This window comes from Rhodophyticola porphyridii (assembly GCF_003688285.1).
Classification (GTDB): Bacteria; Pseudomonadota; Alphaproteobacteria; order Rhodobacterales; family Rhodobacteraceae; genus Rhodophyticola; species Rhodophyticola porphyridii.
Genome location: NZ_RCNT01000001.1, coordinates 404661 through 421301 on the forward strand (window position 1 = coordinate 404661; position 16641 = coordinate 421301).

Below are 16641 nucleotides of genomic sequence, written 5' to 3' on the forward strand. Positions count from 1 at the left end.
CAAGGTATATCAATCCGACCCTATTCGGGCGCGATCATCCGCAGCTCGGCATCGGGCAGATAGGCATCGGTGAAATAGAGCGCGGCGTCGGGCTCGCTGGTGAACTCATAGGTCAACCGAAGCTGTTCGATGGCCCGGTCCATCCGGTCGGCATCGATCTGCCCCATGCCGTTTTCGCGGACATAATCGGTGAGCACATTGGCTTCGATAGCAAGTTCCAGCCGGCGTCCCTCCAGTTCCTGATCGCCTGCGGGGTTGCGCTCGATCACAGCGGCGGCGGCGGCCAGCGGATCGGCGATGGCATCGGACCAGCCGCGCGCGACGGCGGTGAGGAAGCCGGTCACGATCTCGGGGTTTTCGGCGGCGAAATCCGTGTTGACGATGATCGCGTTGCCATAGAGTTCGACCCCGTGATCGGCGAAGAGGATGGTCGTGATATCCTCCTCGGGGACGCCGAGGCGCGCGAGGCTGAGATACGAGGAGAAGTTGAACCCGGTCACCGCGTCGACATTGCCCTCAGCCAGCATCGGCTCGCGGGTGGGGAAGCCGACCGGCTCGATCGTGATGGTGGACACGTCGATGCCGTTCACCTCGGCCAGGATCGGAAACTGGGCCCAGGCACCATCAGGCGGCGGTGCGCCCAGAACCGAGCCTTCCAGATCCCCGATGCCGGAAATGCCCTGACTGACCCGGCCGACGATGGAGAAGGGCGGGCTGTCATAGACCATCATGACGGCTGTCACCGGTGCGCCGGGGTTCTGATCGAGAAAGCGCACGAGGCTGTTGATATCGGCAAAGCCGAGCGGGAAGGCCCCGGAGGCGACCTTGGGGATCGCATCGAGCGAACCCTGGCCCGCGGTGATTTCGACACTCAGCCCCTCGGCTTCGAAATGGCCGTTGTCGATGGCGAGAAAATAGGGCGCGGATGGCCCCTCGAAGCGCCAGTCGAGCGCGAAGGCGATATCGGTATCGGCGGCAACCGGGCTGGCGGCAAGCAAGCCGGCGGCAAATGCAGGCAGAATTCGGGTGAACACGGGCGCTTTCTCCTCTGTTGGGCAGCGTTTTTGTGACCTGTTACCTCAGGCAGGAGGCCCCCAGGGTCAATTGATGCACGCTCTGCCGGATATGCTGACCCGACATTTGCCCAAAAAACAAGCATTGCGATGGATATTGCAGCGATACTGTGCCGGTGACGCAGGCCTTAGAGCGTGATCGCGAACCGGGCAAATCCGTTTTGTGAGCGGCCCAGATAATCCAGCCCGTGTTCGGCGACACGATCCGGATAGGATAGGGCGCCCGGGCCGATTTCGGCGATGGCGCGAATGCCGCCGGCAGGCGCGAAGCGCCATGTCTGATTGGTGATGGCGCGAAGCTTCTCGTAATGCCTGACGTACCCGATCAGGATGTCGCGGACGGGCATGCGTCGTTTCAGGACGGGTTCGGCGGCTGCGGCGGAGGCGAAATGCCCGCCACCGGCGGCCCGGTAACTGTTGGTGACCACCAGAAACTCCTGATCGGGCTGCACGGGCCGGCCGTCATGGCACAGGTTGCGGATGCGCCCGGGCGATGGAAACCGGTCTTCGCCATCGGCGCTGTAACAGGGCGGGGCGGTCACATCGATTGCATAGGTCAGCCCGTCGATCACGTCAAAATTATAGGCCGCAAAGGCATGATTGATCAGCAACTGGTCGTCCAGGCCCGGCACAAGCTGGTGAAACGCGCAGGCGGCGCGTTCAAGCCAGTCGGTCAATTGCGCGCCACTGGTCCGCAGGATGGCGACCGTGTTGGGGTAGATGTAGAGATCGGAGGCGTTCTTGATCGCCAGAGGGCCCGCGGGAACATCGGTGTAGTTCTGCGGCCCGCCCCGCCCGCCGGCCCTGAACGGCGCGGCGGCGGACAGCAGCGGCAGGTGCCCCAGTTCATGGCCCCGCAGCATCCGTTCGGCATAGTCGCGCTGAGCGTCGGCGACCACCTGTACGGCGGCGGAATTTCCAAGAAGGGCAAAATAGCTTTCCAGCGGAACGAGGGTTTCGCCGACCCGCTGGCGCACATAGCCAAGCGTGGCGATATGGTCTTGCGCGGTGACGCTCATGACGTCGGAGTTGCTGAGAAGCGTGGACGCCGGGAGAGCGTGGTCCTCATTGCCCGAACAGGGCTCGGATGCGCAGACGGGGACGAGGTGGCTTTGATTGGCGCTCACGCGCCAGCGGTCCTTGCCGACCTCCGACAGGATGAGGTCGATTACACCCAGATGGGAGCCCTCATGCCCCGGCTGCACGACCGGCGTGCCGTGGATCGTGCCGATTTCGGGATCGATCCAGTCTGGGCGGGCGGAGCAGGGCCCGGGAAACAGTTCATGGGTGTGCCCGGCGACAAGCGCATCCACCCCGTGGAGTGCGGCCAGCGGCACGGCGGCATTTTCCATGTCGGGATATTCATGGGCGGGGCCGACGCCGGAATGACAGAGCACGATGACCAGATCGGCCCCGGCATCGCGCATCGCGCGGACCTCGCGGCGGGCCGCATCGAGAATATCCTCCGCCTCAAGCTGGCCTTCCAGCAGGCTCCGATCCCATTTCAGGGTCTGGGGTGGCGCCAGACCGATCAATCCGATCTTGAGCCGTCTGAGCCGCCCTGTCGTGTCGCGCATGTCGCGGTCGAGGATCACCCAGGGGGGTAGCAGCGGGGTGCCGCCCGTCCGCCTGATATTGGCCAGAACCGCGGGGAAGGCGGCGCCCGAAAGCGTCGATTGCAGAAAATCCAGCCCGTAGTTGAAATCGTGGTTGCCGAGCGTCATCGCGTCGTAGCCAAGCACGTTCATGGCCGCGACCATCGGGTGCGGGCGGCCATCCGAACTGCGCACCTGAGCGGCGAAATCGCCGAGCGGGGTGCCCTGCAAGGTGTCGCCGTTGTCGACGAGAATGCAGTTGTCCGAGGCGGCGCGCAGCTGTGCGATGATACGGCCCAGACGGGCAAGCCCGCCGGTGTTCTGGGGCCGGTCGGTATAGTAGTTGTACGGGTGGAGATTTGCGTGGAGATCAGAGGTCGCCAGGATACGCAAACTCAGACTACACAGTACTTCCGACTCCGAGCTTGCATCGGCTGGCATCAATTTGTCCCTTCCCGAACTGGGCGATGATATTTACTCAACGGCACCTCCCGATTATAGCGTGATCCTGTTACGCAGTCAGCAATACATGCGGGCAATGCACCGGGTTCGGTTCGCTTGCATACGTTTGCGACATTCCTGCCATACCGAATGGCAGGTGACGTTAAGTCAGGTAGGGCAGATACGACATGAAGCGAGCTGAAACCGTCACGTTCGGAGGCTCGGGCCTCGATCGGGCGGCCCATTTGCGGGGGGATGAGGCGGCGTTGGCGGCAGGCCCGGAGGCCGGCGGGGAGTGTATCCTGCCGCTTTGGCGTGGCAAGCCGCTGATGCAGGGCGAGGGCGGCGCCGCGCGGCTGACCTGGCTGCGGAGCGATCATCCGGTCCTGGCGCAGGCGGCGCCTGTGCGGGTGTTTCTGGGGCTGGATGACGGGCGGATGCGCCATGCCGCCGATATCTCGGCCTGGGTGCCCGCGGATGTGGACGAGGCGCAGATCGGCGCGTTTCTGGACCCGACGCTGCAGGCCCATCCGGCGGCGCCCACGGGGGCGGTGTTTCGCGAACTGCGCGGCGCGATGACCTGGCTGACGCCGCGCGATGCGGAACTGGCGGCAACGGCCAAGGCAGTGCTGGGCTGGCACCGGACGCACCGGTTCTGTTCGCGATGCGGCGCGGAAAGCGCGCCCGTTGACGGCGGCTGGCAACGGGAATGCGGGGCCTGCGGCGGGCGCCATTTCCCGCGTACCGACCCGGTGGTGATCATGCTGGTCACCCATGGCAACGACGTTCTTCTGGGCCGGTCCCCCGGCTGGCCGGCGGGGATGTATTCGCTGCTGGCCGGGTTCGTCGAGCCGGGCGAGACGCTGGAAGCGGCGGTGCGCCGCGAGGTTTATGAAGAAACGCAGGTGACGATCGGCGCGGTCAGCTATCTGGCGAGCCAGCCATGGCCGTATCCGGCTTCGCTGATGTTCGGCTGCCATGCGGAGGCCACCAGCCGCGAGATTACCGTCGACCCGGTGGAGATCGAGGACGCGGTCTGGCTGAGCCGGGAGGAGGTGACGGATGTTTTCGCCGGGCGCCATGATCGGGTTCTGCCGGCCCGCAAAGGTGCAATCGCGCATTTTCTTCTGGAAAACTGGCTTGCGGACCGGCTGGATTGAGCCGAGATTGCCGCGCGCAATGCCGGCTGCAACAGAAATGAGGGCAGAATGAAGTTCAAGGTCGCCGAAGATGTGGACGCGCCTGTCGGGTTTGTCTTTGAACGGATGCTGGATTTCAGCCAGTTCGAGGCCGATATCCGTGGCCGCGGCGCGGATTTGCGCCGGGTGGACAACTGGACCCGGGCGGAAAAGGGCGTGCGCTGGCGCGGGTCGGTTCAGGTGCGTGGCAAGATGCGCCGGATCGAGGCAGAACTGGACGACGTGATCCGGGACGAGATGGTGTCGATCCAGATCACGGTGGGCGGCATGGAGGCCCGATACCAGATGACATTCATCGCGCTGTCGCCGCAGGTGACGCGGGTGGCGGCCGAACTGGATCTGAAGCCGCGCACGCTGACGGCCCGTCTGATCATCCAGACGATGAAACTGGCGCGCGGGCGGGTGTTGCAGCGGATGACCGGAACACTGGCGCGGCAGGGCAACCAGATCGAAGCGGACTGGCGTCGCGGGGCGCAGGGTTAGCGTGGCATATCAGCCCTGTGGCGTCATCGCCTTGCGCTGGCGGGCGCGTTCCATACCCAGTTGGCGTTCGCGCCAGATGATCAGGATGCCCGCAAGCACGATGATGGCAGCCCCCCCCATCATCGGCCATGTCGGCACCTCGTCGAAGACAAGATACCCTACGCCGAGCGCCAGCAGCATGGACGTATATTCGAACGGCGCGATCAGGGATGCATCGGCATTGCGATAGCTGGAGGTCAGCAGGATCTGCCCCAGCCCGCCGAAGAGACCGGCGAGAACCAGCATGGCAATCTCTGCCGGGCCCGGCATGACCCACCCCCAGGGCAGGGTAAGCAGGGACAGGGTGCTGGCGGTCACCGAGAACCAGAAGACGATGGCGGCGGTACCCTCCGTCCGGACGAGCTTGCGGACGAAAACCTGTGCCAGCGCAGCGCAGATCGCACCCATCAGCACCACCACCGCACCGAGTGTTTCCCGCGTATCGGCGCTGCCGACGCCGACCTGAAGGCGCGGGGACAGCACGATGAGGACGCCAACCAGTCCAAGGGCCACGATGCTGAGACGGAAGGCGCGGACCTCTTCGCCCAGAAACATTGCGGCGAAGATCACCACCAGAAGCGGTGCGGCATAGCCGATGGCAGTCACCTCCGGCAGAGGCAGAAGGCCGAGACCGGCAAAGCCGAGACCCATCGCCATTGTGCCGATCAGGCCGCGCCAGATATGCCCCATGGGATTCTGCGTTTTCAAACCGGTCCGCAACTCGTGCCGCCAGAGCAGCCAGACCACGATGACCGGCAGCGCGCATATCGACCGGAAGAATACGGCTTGCCCGGGCGGCACGGTGTCGGACACGGATTTGATCAGGCTGGCCATCGCCATGAAGACGCAGACAGATGCGATTTTGAGGGCAATGCCGCGCAGCGGGTTCATCGGGTCGGGCTTTCGGTGGCCGGCCCCGGGTCGGGCAGCCTTGGCACCTGATTAACGCCTGAACGCCGGTACGGGCAAGGGGCCAGTCAGTTCAGCTGCAGCAGATCTGCGGTTTGCAGAAGCTGGATCGCGAAATCCTGCCGGAAGCTTTCCAGTCCGGCGTAGCTGTCGGCGCGGGTGTAGAGCGAAAAGACAACAGGTTCGGCGTCGGGGCGCAGGACGAAGCCTGTGTACCAGCCTTCGAACGGGCCGCCCATGTCACCCCGGATGACCGGGCCCGAACCGGTTTTGCCGTGCAGCGTGGCGGGCCCGAATGTGCCTGAGCGGCTGACCGAGATCAGGGCATCGGTCGTGGAGACCGAGAGACCGAGTGTGCCGGCGAAGAAACGTTCGAGGAAGGCGACCTGTTCCGAGACGGAGATTTGCAGTGTATCGCCCAGCCAGAAATCATCGGAGCCATCGGGAATGCTCGCATTTCCATAGCCCCATTCGCCGAGCCGCTGACGGTAACGCCCTGTGCCCACCTCGCCCGCGATATCCCGGAAGACCCAGACAGCAGAACGCTGAAACGCGGTGCCGAGGGTTTGATCCTGGCGCCAGGCAGGGGGCCAGAAGCCTTGGGCGGGGCGGCGCGACCGGTCCCAGATATAGGGCGACTCGAGCGATCCGGCGACGCCGCTTTCCAGCGCAATCAGCAGGTTGGGGATCTTGAAGGTCGACCAGGGCGCGTGACGGCGGGTCAGATCACTGCCTTCAAGGACATAATCGGTGTCTGTTTCCAGATCACGGGCGAGAAAGGACACCTCGCGCGCCCCGATTTCGGATGCCAGCGGCGCGCGGGCGATTTCCATTCGCGACTGCGCGGCGAGTGGTGATGCCATACCCGACAGGCAGGCCACGGCAAATGCGGCGCGCATAATCTGCTTGAGCAACGCAAACATCGCGCCTCTTCGATTTTGACGGCCATGGCCGGCATGTTGGTGCCGAACGTTGGCCCAAGATCAAAAGCATCTGGGGATCGAGGTCAAGCGCGGCGCAGCCCGACGCGGGCCGGAAGGTGGTGTGCGCCCGTCACGGGCATGTGGGAATCTTAGGGTCAGGACCCATTGTTTTCAGCGTAGGGGCATGGTTCACGGTTCGAAAACCGATCGGTGAACATGTCTGATCTTTTCTGGCTGACAGATGCGCAGATGGCGCGCGTGGAGCCGTTCTTTCCGAGGTCTTACGGAAAGCCCCGGGTCGATGACCGGCATGTGTTGAGCGGGATTACCTTCATCAATCGCAATGCTTGCGTTGACGTGATGCGCCGAAGGAGTATGGCCCGCACAAGACGCTCTACAATCGTTGGAAGCGGTGGAACGACAAGGGCGTCTTCGCCCGAATGATGGCGGGTCTGGCCGCCGAGCCCGCTCTCATCGAAACTGCGTTTCGATTGCCGCGCAAGGGTCAGCGACTATATCGGCGCACGGACACCACTCAGCAGTTTGCATAATGTCGACTGGCTGCGCGCAGACCGTGGCTATGACGCCGACTGGTTCAGAGAAGCGTTGGAAGACAGAGGAATACGCGCCTGTATCCCAGGTCGAAAGCAGCGTAAGACAACCGTGAAACACGACAAGCGCCGCTACCGCCCCTCTCAGCGAATGCTTGCATTCGCCTGCCGGGCAATGATCGAGCTCATGTTCGGCAGGCTCAAGGATTGGCGGCGTGTGGCAACGCGATACGACCGATGTCCGAAGGTCTTCCTCTCAGCCCGCGCCCTCGTGGCTCCTGTCAGCTATTGGTTATGGGGGTCCTGACCCTAGGAAATTAGGGGCACTTCAGTAGATGTGGCTCTCCCCAAACCCACGCTACGGGCGACCTTCCACACTGCCATCAGCAGTCGCGCAAGCGCTAGAACCGAGACCGAGGCGTGAAAGGCGGACCCGCGTGCAAAATCCTTTAGGGCATCGCATAACCGCCACAAAAATGTCGAGTTTTCTCCATTCCCTCATGGCTTTAGGGAAAACCGAGAGCCGAGCATGACGGGCGCACAATCAGTTGATCTGCAGGAGGGCGACGAGACCTCACCCATCGAGATTACCGAGGCTGATCGCGCGGCGCTGTCCCTGCGGTTCTCACGCGAAGCTTTGGCGACCAATGGCGCGGCGCTGATTGGTTCGGTCAGTCTTGGCCTGTTCGCACTCGCCGAAGGGGCAGCCTACGCATTTGCGGGCCTTGCGAGCGGCGGTGGTGCGATTCATTCGAGTGCCGCCATCACGTTGACCGTCGGCGTGACATGTCTGTTCATTGCCTATCTATCAGCCTTCAAAGTGGGGGAGTACTGGCCGTTTGCAACAGGCAAGACCACGCCCTTTTTTTGCCTCATCGACGGGCTAACAGCCGGTCCGGTTCAATACGTGCTCGAAAATGGTGGCATCACAAGCAATTTGGCCCTTGAGGAGGATTGCATGCATTTTGCCAGTCTGAAGGCGCCGCAGCGTCGGGGTCGGTACCTGTACTGGTTCCGAGGGTGCAACCACTTTGTCTACCGGGTTTGTCGGGATGAAGCAGAGGCCGAACGGCTTCACACCGAGGCGAAACGCTTGCATGCGACGGCGGATCCAAACGGATTTGACATGCGGGCCGTGGACGGGTGGGCAACAGCGACCGTCCCCGCAGCCCGTGTTCACGCCATCCTGTCGGCCGATGCCAAAAACAGGGGTGTAAAAGCACCGGAGGTCCGACCGGTTCTGACGACCATCGGGTTGACGGCCGGCGGGTTTGCAACCCTCCTCGTTATTGCGTTGGCCGGCTGGTATCATGCGCAATTCAACTCAACGCGCGCGGCGCTTGCTGTGTTCGCAGTCACGCTTGCCATTTGCGTGATAATCGATCTGCGCATACATGCGCGACAACTGCCACCATGGCGGCACGTAGGTGGTTTGATCCACGGTCTTCTGCGGGGGATCGATTGGGGAAAGACGGCCGCACGCTGTGATGGCGCCGGATTGCATATGCAACGTCAGTATTGGCGGGCGACCCTTTCGTGGGACGCCATCGAGACGGTGGACCGGTTCGACGGACACATGCTCGTCACGACACGGGATGGGCGCAAGATCGTTACGCCATATCTTCTGGATGCCGCGCAGCACGTGAAATCCTCGCGCCTGGAGCGCGGGCTTGGGCCCTGGCACAATCCAAAGGCCGACCCCGCGCCGCAGCCGCAGAAAGACAGCTTGGGTCGTTGGCGGCCTATTCTGGCCTGGGTCCTATTCTTCCTTCTGGCTTTATCACTTTTCAACATGGTGTCCGCCGCTCCGGCTCGGGCTGAGCTGTTGCGTGACCCGGCCGTTCCCTCATGGGTCGACACACTAGACCTTGAGCCTTGGGACCAAACCACTGATCCCGGCGTCCGAACGCCATATCTACTGTATGATCGTCAGATCCTTTTGCAGGACGGTGGGTACCGTGAGGTGCGACGGAGCATGGTTGCCGCCAGTGATCGGGGTTTCCTAGAAAACGCGGGGCAGATTTCTCTCCACGTCGACCCAAGCAGCGAAATGGCTGTGCTGCATCGGCTCTGGATACACAGGGATGGCGAGGTCATTGATCAAACGGATATTACGTTCACGCAGCTGAGGCGGGAACGGGGCTTGGCCTTTGGCTACGTCACTGGACGGGAAGAACATGTAGCGCACATCCTTGGCCTGCGTGTCGGCGACGTTGTCGAGACGATCTGGTCCGTGGACGCCACGCCCTCGATCTTCAGCGATGAGTTCTATTCCGCGATCTACCCCAGCCCGCCGGGGGAAGGTGCGATAGGGCGCACGCGCCTGTTGGTCCCAGACGATCGCGCCATTGAGATCCGCGTGCCGGACCGCTTCGCGGCAACCTATTCGACGACCCAAGGCGAAGACATGGCCGAGCATATCTGGCTAAGGACCGGCGAAGCCGAGGATACAATGAATGGCCCACGGCCCGCATCTTGGGATGTTTCGAACGACCCGGTTCAGGTTTCGACTTTCACCGGATGGTCGCAGGTGGTGGAGGGCCTCATGCTGGCCTACCGGGCGCGGCCCAACCTCTTGCCGCCTGACCTACAGGACGTTGTCACTGCAATTGCCCAAGAAACCGTAGATCCGGACATGCGCGCAAGCCTTGCCTTACGTCTGGTGCAGGATCGCGTGCGGTATCTGAGCGTCAGCATCGGCGAGGGCGGCTGGATCCCGCGCGACCCTGCGACCACGTGGACGTCGGGCTATGGCGATTGTAAGGACAAGGCGCTGCTGCTGGTCTCGATCTTGGGCAAGCTTGATATTGATGCCGATGTCGTTCTAGTGGACTTCAGTCGCGGTCGGGCCTTGCCGCGGTCGCTTCCGACACCATACGCATTCGATCACGCGATCGTCCGGATCCGGGATGCAGTCGGCGACTGGTTCGTCGATCCGACCAGCGTGCTTCAGGGGGGCGTGGGGCGCCATATCCGCATCCATGATTTTGCGTTTGCCTTGCCACTTTCGGTTGGTAGCTATGGGTTGGTGCCGGTCACGGAACAAGGGCTCAACCAGCCAACGCATGAAGTCACGCAGGACTTCACCTTCCACGACGAGGGTGAGATTGCCGCCGAGCTGGTTGTGACCGAAAGCTTCTGGGCGGAGGAGGCCGACGCGCGACGTTTCAGCTACGAAGGCGCAGACATGGCAACATTCCGGGATGACTATGAAGACTGGTATAGAGGGCGTTTTCCCGGCGCCACCGTCACCCGCTTCGAGGTCGAAGACGATCGCGATGCAAACATGATCCGCCTTGTTCAAACCTACCAGCTCCCGCGGGCGGAGTTCGCGGAGGGGGGCCTGTGGACCGATCTCAACCATTTTGGGTACGCCGTTGCGGGCGAATTAAGAGAGCTTGATGAGGATGAGGTTTTCGCAGGTCCGACTGACTTCGGCGATCCGGTCCACGCCCGTCACCGGATCATCATGCGAAACCTGCCAGCGCCGCTGACGGCACCAGGTCATGTTCGGTTTGAGAACGACGTTGTCAGCTTTGTGCGCAGCGGGGCCTGGGATGCCGAGACAAGCGTTTGGGAATACGCTTGGGAGCTTCGGACCCTTCGAACCCTACTGGAGCCGGGCGACGAGGTACCATGGCGAGAGGCCTATGCAGAGATTGATAACAACGACCACTACCGCGTGAACCTCCATCGTAGGATCGGAGAGGTTCGGGTTACACAACCCGTCCTGGCAGGTCTGGCGTTGAACGAGCTTTTTCTACTTGCCCTGTTTGCGCCGGTCATTGGCGTTCTCTGGTCGCGCGCGCGAGCAGGGCAAATATCTGCGATCAGGTTTCAGGATGAAAAGCGGGCCTCTGTAAAGACATGATGTATACGCCCCGATTTGCGCTGAACACTAACATAATCCACATCGGCCGAAGGATCCGTTTTTTGCGCCGCCCGCATTTGAGCCTCGACGGGCTCACCCCGCGGGAGTATCACCCACGGTCAAGAGAGGACCAAACCCTGAACAGAGCTAACCTATAAACGCGGACTCCAAGGGGAGCAGGTCAGGTTACCCAAAGCTTCAACACGGCCACCAGCATGGGGCGGCTGACTCTCAACATGCTGCTCAGTTTTGCCCAGTTCGAACGTGAGGTCACGGCAGAGCGCATCCGCGACAAGATCGCAGCCTCAAAACGCAAGGGCATGTGGATGGGCGGAAGCGTTCCACTTGGCTATCAGCCGGATGGCCGAACGCTGAAGATCGACGAGGATGAAGCGAACACGATCCGGACGCTTTACGACCTCTATCTGAAACACGGCATCTTACGAGAGTTGAAAGAGCGGGCAAAGCAACTTGACCTCAGGTCCCGGTAGCGTAACCGGGCGGGTGGTCGGATATCAGGGGGAAAACACTTTGATCGTGGTCACCTCCAGCACGTCCTTAGCAACCCGGTCTATGCCGGACGCATCCGTCACAAACAGCAGGTGTATGAAGGGCAGCATCCTGCGATCATTGATCCTGAGATCTGGGACACGGTTCAGGGTATGCTGCAAGGCAGGGCCTCCATCGTACGCGATTCAGTAAAAAAGGCATCAACATCTCTGCTGGCTGGAAAGCTCTTCGATGAAACTGGCGATCGCCTGACACCCAGCCACAGCCGCAAGAACGGCAGGCGCCTGCGCTATTACATCTCTCATCGGCTGGTGAAGGATCGGAGCCAAAAGCATCCGGATGCCTGGCGTCTGACGGCAGAGCAACTGGAAAGCCTGATTGCCGATGTCATCCGCAAGAAACTCGGCCAACCCGACATCGTCACAACGTTGATCCGAGAAATGTCCGCGTCCGAAATTGCCGCCAGATCGGCTGCTCTCAGTGAGTTCCAGCAGGCATCGCAACATCTGAATCTGGTCGACCGCGCTGATTTGACCCCCGGAACCCTCACGGTCCGGTTGAGTACCTGTGAACTCTCCAAGGCCCTCGACTGTCATACGGACCGGATCAATGGAGACGAACTGACCCTGACATCGCCCTTCCGGATGCGCCGGCGCGGCGTGGAGTTGAAGCTGCATCTGGGCGATGTACCGCCGGAGGTCGATCGGACGCTCGTTCAGAATATCGTCAAAGCCCAAAAATGGTTGGCCATGATCATCCAGGGCAAGACATTTGCAGAGATCGCAGAAACCGAGGGCACATCAAAACGCCGCGTCCAGGACGTGATCGATCTCGCAATGCTGGCGCCGGACATCCTCGATGCCATCGCCAATGGCGAACAACCCGAGGGCCTGACCTCCGACTATCTCGTCAAGTTAGGCGTCCCGGCAGTCTGGACAGATCAGCGCGACTTGTTCGCCAGCCTCTAGGCCAGGATCTCCCCTCATCCTCCAAACTCGTACCGCCGGAATGGCACACCGAGACTGCGGCCTGAAATCGGCCGGTTCTGCGCTCACGTTCGGGTCTCTGTCTGAAATCCCGCAGGCCAAGCGTCGGAAAGCGCGCGACAATACTGCGGCGCTCTCACGTCGTCAGAAAATGCGGGAAAGGCTGGCTGGGGTGGTAGGATTCGAACCTACGGTACACGGTACCAAAAACCGCTGCCTTACCGCTTGGCTACACCCCAACTGTGACGCGCTAGTTACGCGGTGACGGCTGCGGGATCAAGACCCCGAAGCGACAAATTTGCCCGGCCCTGCAGCCCTATTCCTGAGGCGCTTCGCGACGAAGCAGGTCATCCTCCGGAAGCGCTTCGCGCTCGGCTTCGATGATTTCCTGCAAGGCCTTGGTCTCCTCCGTCCCGACATCCTGAACTTCGACCCGCTCGGGCGTCCTGGACGGTTTGTCGCCCGGACGCGCGTCGGGCTGCGCGGGGCCGGTCGGGCCCGGACCGATCAGGCGATAGGTGGGTTCCGGCAGGTTGATCCCGGCCTCTTCCAGCCGCGCCTTGACCACACGGATCGCCTCGCCCTTGGCCATGCCGATGCCCGTTTCATGCTGCATGATCCAGCCTGCGGCGGTGATGTTTATGGTGCTGTCGCCCACCTCCTCGACCCATACGGCAGGGCCGGGGGCAGCCAGCACAAAGGGCAGTTCGGCCAGGGCATCCATCATGATCCGCTGTGCCTCTGCGATATCGGCATTGGGGTCGATCCCGAAGGTGAAAGTGAAGCGGCGTTCGTTGTTTCGGGTGTAATTGATGATCTTGGCCTTGAAGACCGTCGAGTTGGGAATTCGGATATGGTTGCCATCGAGGCTGAGCAGGATCGTCGCCCGGCTTGTCAGGCGGATCACATGGCCCAAGTCGCCCTCGATCTCGACCAGATCCTTGGGGCGGAAAGGTTGCCGGATCGACAGCATGATGGATGATATGAAGTTTTCCACCGTGTCCCGGACGGCAAATCCGATCGCCAGCCCGACGATGCCGGCCGCACCCAGAATGGTGCCGAGAAGGGCGGTTGCGTTCAGCAGATCCAGTGCCAGAACGACCGCGGCGATCGCGAAAATCAGACGGATGACCTGCCGGTAGATATCGGCGATGAACGCGTTTGGCGCGATGCTGTCCCAGGGCCGTTTCATCCGGGCGATGAACAGCCCCAGAAGAAAGACCAGGATGCCGGCGGTCGCGGCCACGAGGATCAGAGGCAGAAATGCGATGAACTGTTCGAAGCGGGCGCGAATGCGGTCGATGGCGGGGTTCAGACGCTGCACAACATCGGTGGTTTCCGTCACCTCGTTTTCGATCGCCACGACGCCCTCGACCCGGCCGACCAGCCCGTTCAGGGCTTCGATCTGGGTCGCCTCCAGCGCGGTGCCGCGCAAGGTGACGATACCGTCGGCGACCGAAACGCTGACCTGCTCGTATCCGTCAAGCTGGCGCAGGATATCGCGGATGCGCTCCGCGATGGCGGCGTCCTGCCGGGCATCGTTTTCGACCGAGATCGTCCCATCGGGCTGTTGGCCGGTTTCCTGTGCGAAACCGGCGAAAGGCAGCACAAGGCAGAGCCAGAGGATCAGGATAAAGCGCATGGGTGTAACGGGCGTTTGTCAGAAATACCCCGCCTGTCTAGGCCGATTTCCCATGCGGGGAAAGTCAGATCGTCTGATCGTAGTCGCCCACCGACTGCTCGGTCCGGATCACCGCATCCAGATCGGCAAAGATCGCGCGCATCTGCGCGTCGCTTTCGGGACTTTCGCAGACAACGACCAGATTGGGCGTGTTGGACGAGGCGCGGACCAGCCCCCAGCCCCCGTTTTCCAGCATCACCCGGGCACCGTTCACCGTCACCACATCGGCGATCTTGACCCCGCCGAGGCTGCCGCCACCGGCATGACGCGCAACCAGTTTCTTAACCAGCCTGTCGAGCACCTGATACTTTTCCGTATCGGCGCAGTGGGGCGACATCGTCGGGGTTGCATAAGTCACGGGCAGGGCGCGGCGCAGATCGGCCATGGACATCTCCGGGTTGCGATCCATCAGTTTGCAGATCTCCACCGCCACGCGCATGCCGCAATCATAGCCGCGGCCGATCGGCTCGGCCAAAAAGTAATGGCCGGATTTCTCGAACCCCGCCAGCGCGCCCAACTCATGGACCCGGCGTTTCATGTGGGAATGGCCGGTTTTCCAGTAATCGGCCTTGGCGCCATGTTTTCTCAGCTCGGGGTCCGAGGCGAAAAGCCCGGTGGACTTCACATCCGCGACAAAGGTCGCGCCCGGGTAGAGGCGCGCCAGATCGCGGGCCATGATCACGCCCATTTTGTCGGCGAAGATCTCTTCGCCCTCGTTGTCCACCACCCCGCAGCGGTCCCCGTCCCCGTCGAAGCCAAGCGCGAAATCCGCGCCGCTGTCTTTGACGCTGGCTGCCATGTCGTGCAGCATTTCCATCGCTTCGGGGTTCGGATTGTAATGCGGAAAGGTGTAGTCGAGCCTGTTATGGGACGGGATAACCTCAACCCCCATCCGCGCGAACAGTTCCGGTGCAAAGGCCGACGCGGTGCCATTGCCGGTGGCGCAAACCACGCGCAGTTTCCGGGTCATCGTGAAATCACCTACCAGATCGTCAAGATAGGCCTCCCGCACGCCGGATACGAACTCATAGCCGCCGCCTGCGCGGGCCACGCCTTGGCCGCCCATCACGATGTCGCGCAGCTCTCCCATCTCGTCAGGCCCGTGGGTCAGCGGCCGCTGAAAGCCCATCTTGACGCCGGTCCAGCCATTGGGGTTGTGGCTTGCGGTGACCATGGCGACGGCGGGGGCGTCCAGATGGAACTGGCTGAAATAGGCCATGGGGCTAAGCGCCGGGCCTATATCCCTGACCTGGATGCCGGCCTGTATCAGCCCGACGATCAGCGCGTTTTTCACCGATAGAGAATAGTCGCGATAGTCGTTTGCGACAGCGATCACCGGGTCGACACCGCGTGCGTGCATCTGGGTGCCGAGACCAAGACCAAGGGCCGTGATGCCGGGCAGGTTGATTTCGTCGGGGAATTTCCACCGCGCGTCATATTCGCGGAAGCCCGTTGGCGCGATCATCGGCTGGTACAGAAATTCCCAGGTGTTCTGCGCCACTTGGTTGAGGGGTTTCGACATCTGGAAGGCTCCACCAAGGGTTAAAGGCGAATGGGATCGGCTTTCGCAAGCTGGTCGAATTGCATCAGACTGACGACAAGCGCGGGCATGTCGTCAAGCTTGACCATGTTGGGCCCATCCGAGGGGGCCGTATCCGGCGCCTCGTGGGTTTCGATGAAAACCGCCGCGATGCCGAGCGCGACTGCCGCGCGCGCCATGACCGGGGCAAATTCCCGTTGTCCGCCGCTGCTGTCTCCCTGTCCGCCGGGTTGGGCGACGGCGTGGGTTGCATCCATCACGACCGGGTAGCCGCCCCGTGCCATGATCGGCAGGCTGCGCATGTCGGTGACCAGCGTGTTGTATCCGAACGAGACGCCGCGTTCGGTTTGCAGAATGCGCGTGTTGCCGGTGCTTTCGACCTTGGCCACCACATTCGCCATATCCCATGGGGCGAGAAACTGGCCCTTTTTGATATTGATCGCGGCGCCTGTCTTGCCCGCGGCCAGCAACAGATCGGTCTGACGGCACAAAAACGCGGGGATTTGCAGGATGTCGGCCACCTCGGCCACGGGCGCGCATTGATCGGGGGCGTGGATATCGGTCAGCACGGGGCAGCCGAACCTGTCCTTCACGCCCTGCAGGATCGCCAGCCCCTCCTCGACGCCAACCCCGCGCTCCCCGCGGACGGATGTGCGGTTGGCCTTGTCGAAACTGCCCTTGAACACATATTGCGCCCCGGCCGCGGCGCAGACCTCGACCATCCGTCCGGCAATCATCTGTGCGTGATCCGCACTCTCCAGCTGGCACGGGCCGGCGATGATCGTCAAAGGCAGATCATTGCCGCAGGCGACCGGTCCGATGTCGATTCTTTTCATGTTG

Annotated in this window: 11 protein-coding genes, 1 tRNA gene and 2 pseudogenes; 6 read left to right on the forward strand and 8 right to left on the reverse strand. The window is 62.1% G+C overall.

The features are described from left to right. Window positions 1-20: 20 nt before the first annotated feature. On the reverse strand, window positions 21-1019 hold the full coding sequence (locus D9R08_RS02075; protein WP_407690591.1) for an ABC transporter substrate-binding protein: 999 nt from the start codon (window positions 1017-1019) through the stop codon (window positions 21-23). A gap of 182 nt (window positions 1020-1201) precedes the next feature. Beyond that, the gene (locus D9R08_RS02080; protein WP_121896328.1) at window positions 1202-3109 is read right to left on the reverse strand and encodes a bifunctional 2',3'-cyclic-nucleotide 2'-phosphodiesterase/3'-nucleotidase; all 1908 of its coding nucleotides are present in this window, start codon (window positions 3107-3109) and stop codon (window positions 1202-1204) included. A gap of 188 nt (window positions 3110-3297) precedes the next feature. Here D9R08_RS02080 and nudC point away from each other — a divergent pair, with 188 nt between their 5' ends. Continuing rightward, on the forward strand, window positions 3298-4269 hold the full coding sequence (nudC, locus tag D9R08_RS02085; protein ID WP_121896329.1) for an NAD(+) diphosphatase: 972 nt from the start codon (window positions 3298-3300) through the stop codon (window positions 4267-4269). A 48-nt stretch (window positions 4270-4317) separates the two neighbouring features. Beyond that, the gene (locus D9R08_RS02090; RefSeq protein WP_121896330.1) at window positions 4318-4791 is read left to right on the forward strand and encodes a hypothetical protein; all 474 of its coding nucleotides are present in this window, start codon (window positions 4318-4320) and stop codon (window positions 4789-4791) included. 9 nt (window positions 4792-4800) lie between these two features. Here D9R08_RS02090 and D9R08_RS02095 read toward each other — a convergent pair whose 3' ends face one another. Both D9R08_RS02095 and D9R08_RS02100 read right to left on the reverse strand, forming a co-directional pair. Then, the gene (locus D9R08_RS02095) at window positions 4801-5721 is read right to left on the reverse strand and encodes a DMT family transporter (RefSeq protein WP_121896331.1); all 921 of its coding nucleotides are present in this window, start codon (window positions 5719-5721) and stop codon (window positions 4801-4803) included. An 86-nt stretch (window positions 5722-5807) separates the two neighbouring features. Continuing rightward, complete coding sequence (locus D9R08_RS02100) at window positions 5808-6662, reverse strand: class D beta-lactamase (RefSeq protein WP_121896332.1); 855 nt, start codon at window positions 6660-6662, stop codon at window positions 5808-5810. Window positions 6663-6878: 216 nt separating this feature from the next. Between D9R08_RS02100 and D9R08_RS02105 the strand changes: the two are divergent. From D9R08_RS02105 to D9R08_RS02125, 4 genes and pseudogenes are all read left to right on the forward strand, one after another. Further along, a pseudogene (locus tag D9R08_RS02105) lies at window positions 6879-7517 on the forward strand (transposase); the annotation flags it as partial. A gap of 225 nt (window positions 7518-7742) precedes the next feature. Next, complete coding sequence (locus D9R08_RS02110; protein WP_121896333.1) at window positions 7743-11084, forward strand: DUF3857 domain-containing protein; 3342 nt, start codon at window positions 7743-7745, stop codon at window positions 11082-11084. A 200-nt stretch (window positions 11085-11284) separates the two neighbouring features. Next, window positions 11285-11575 (forward strand): annotated as a pseudogene (locus D9R08_RS02120) (recombinase family protein); the annotation flags it as partial. Window positions 11576-11596: 21 nt separating this feature from the next. After that, window positions 11597-12562, forward strand: a complete 966-nt coding sequence (locus D9R08_RS02125; protein WP_121896334.1) for a recombinase family protein — start codon at window positions 11597-11599, stop codon at window positions 12560-12562. Window positions 12563-12744: 182 nt separating this feature from the next. Here the strand turns inward: D9R08_RS02125 and D9R08_RS02130 are convergent. The 4 genes from D9R08_RS02130 to kdsA form a co-directional block, all read right to left on the reverse strand. Beyond that, window positions 12745-12819: transfer RNA gene (locus tag D9R08_RS02130), tRNA-Gln, on the reverse strand. Between the two features lie 77 nt (window positions 12820-12896). Continuing rightward, the gene (locus D9R08_RS02135; RefSeq protein ID WP_121896335.1) at window positions 12897-14222 is read right to left on the reverse strand and encodes a mechanosensitive ion channel family protein; all 1326 of its coding nucleotides are present in this window, start codon (window positions 14220-14222) and stop codon (window positions 12897-12899) included. 64 nt (window positions 14223-14286) lie between these two features. After that, on the reverse strand, window positions 14287-15783 hold the full coding sequence (locus D9R08_RS02140; protein WP_121896336.1) for a phosphomannomutase/phosphoglucomutase: 1497 nt from the start codon (window positions 15781-15783) through the stop codon (window positions 14287-14289). Between the two features lie 20 nt (window positions 15784-15803). Beyond that, entirely contained in the window at window positions 15804-16637 is an 834-nt protein-coding gene (kdsA, locus tag D9R08_RS02145; protein ID WP_121896337.1) for a 3-deoxy-8-phosphooctulonate synthase, read from the reverse strand. Between the last annotated feature and the right edge of the window lie 4 nt (window positions 16638-16641).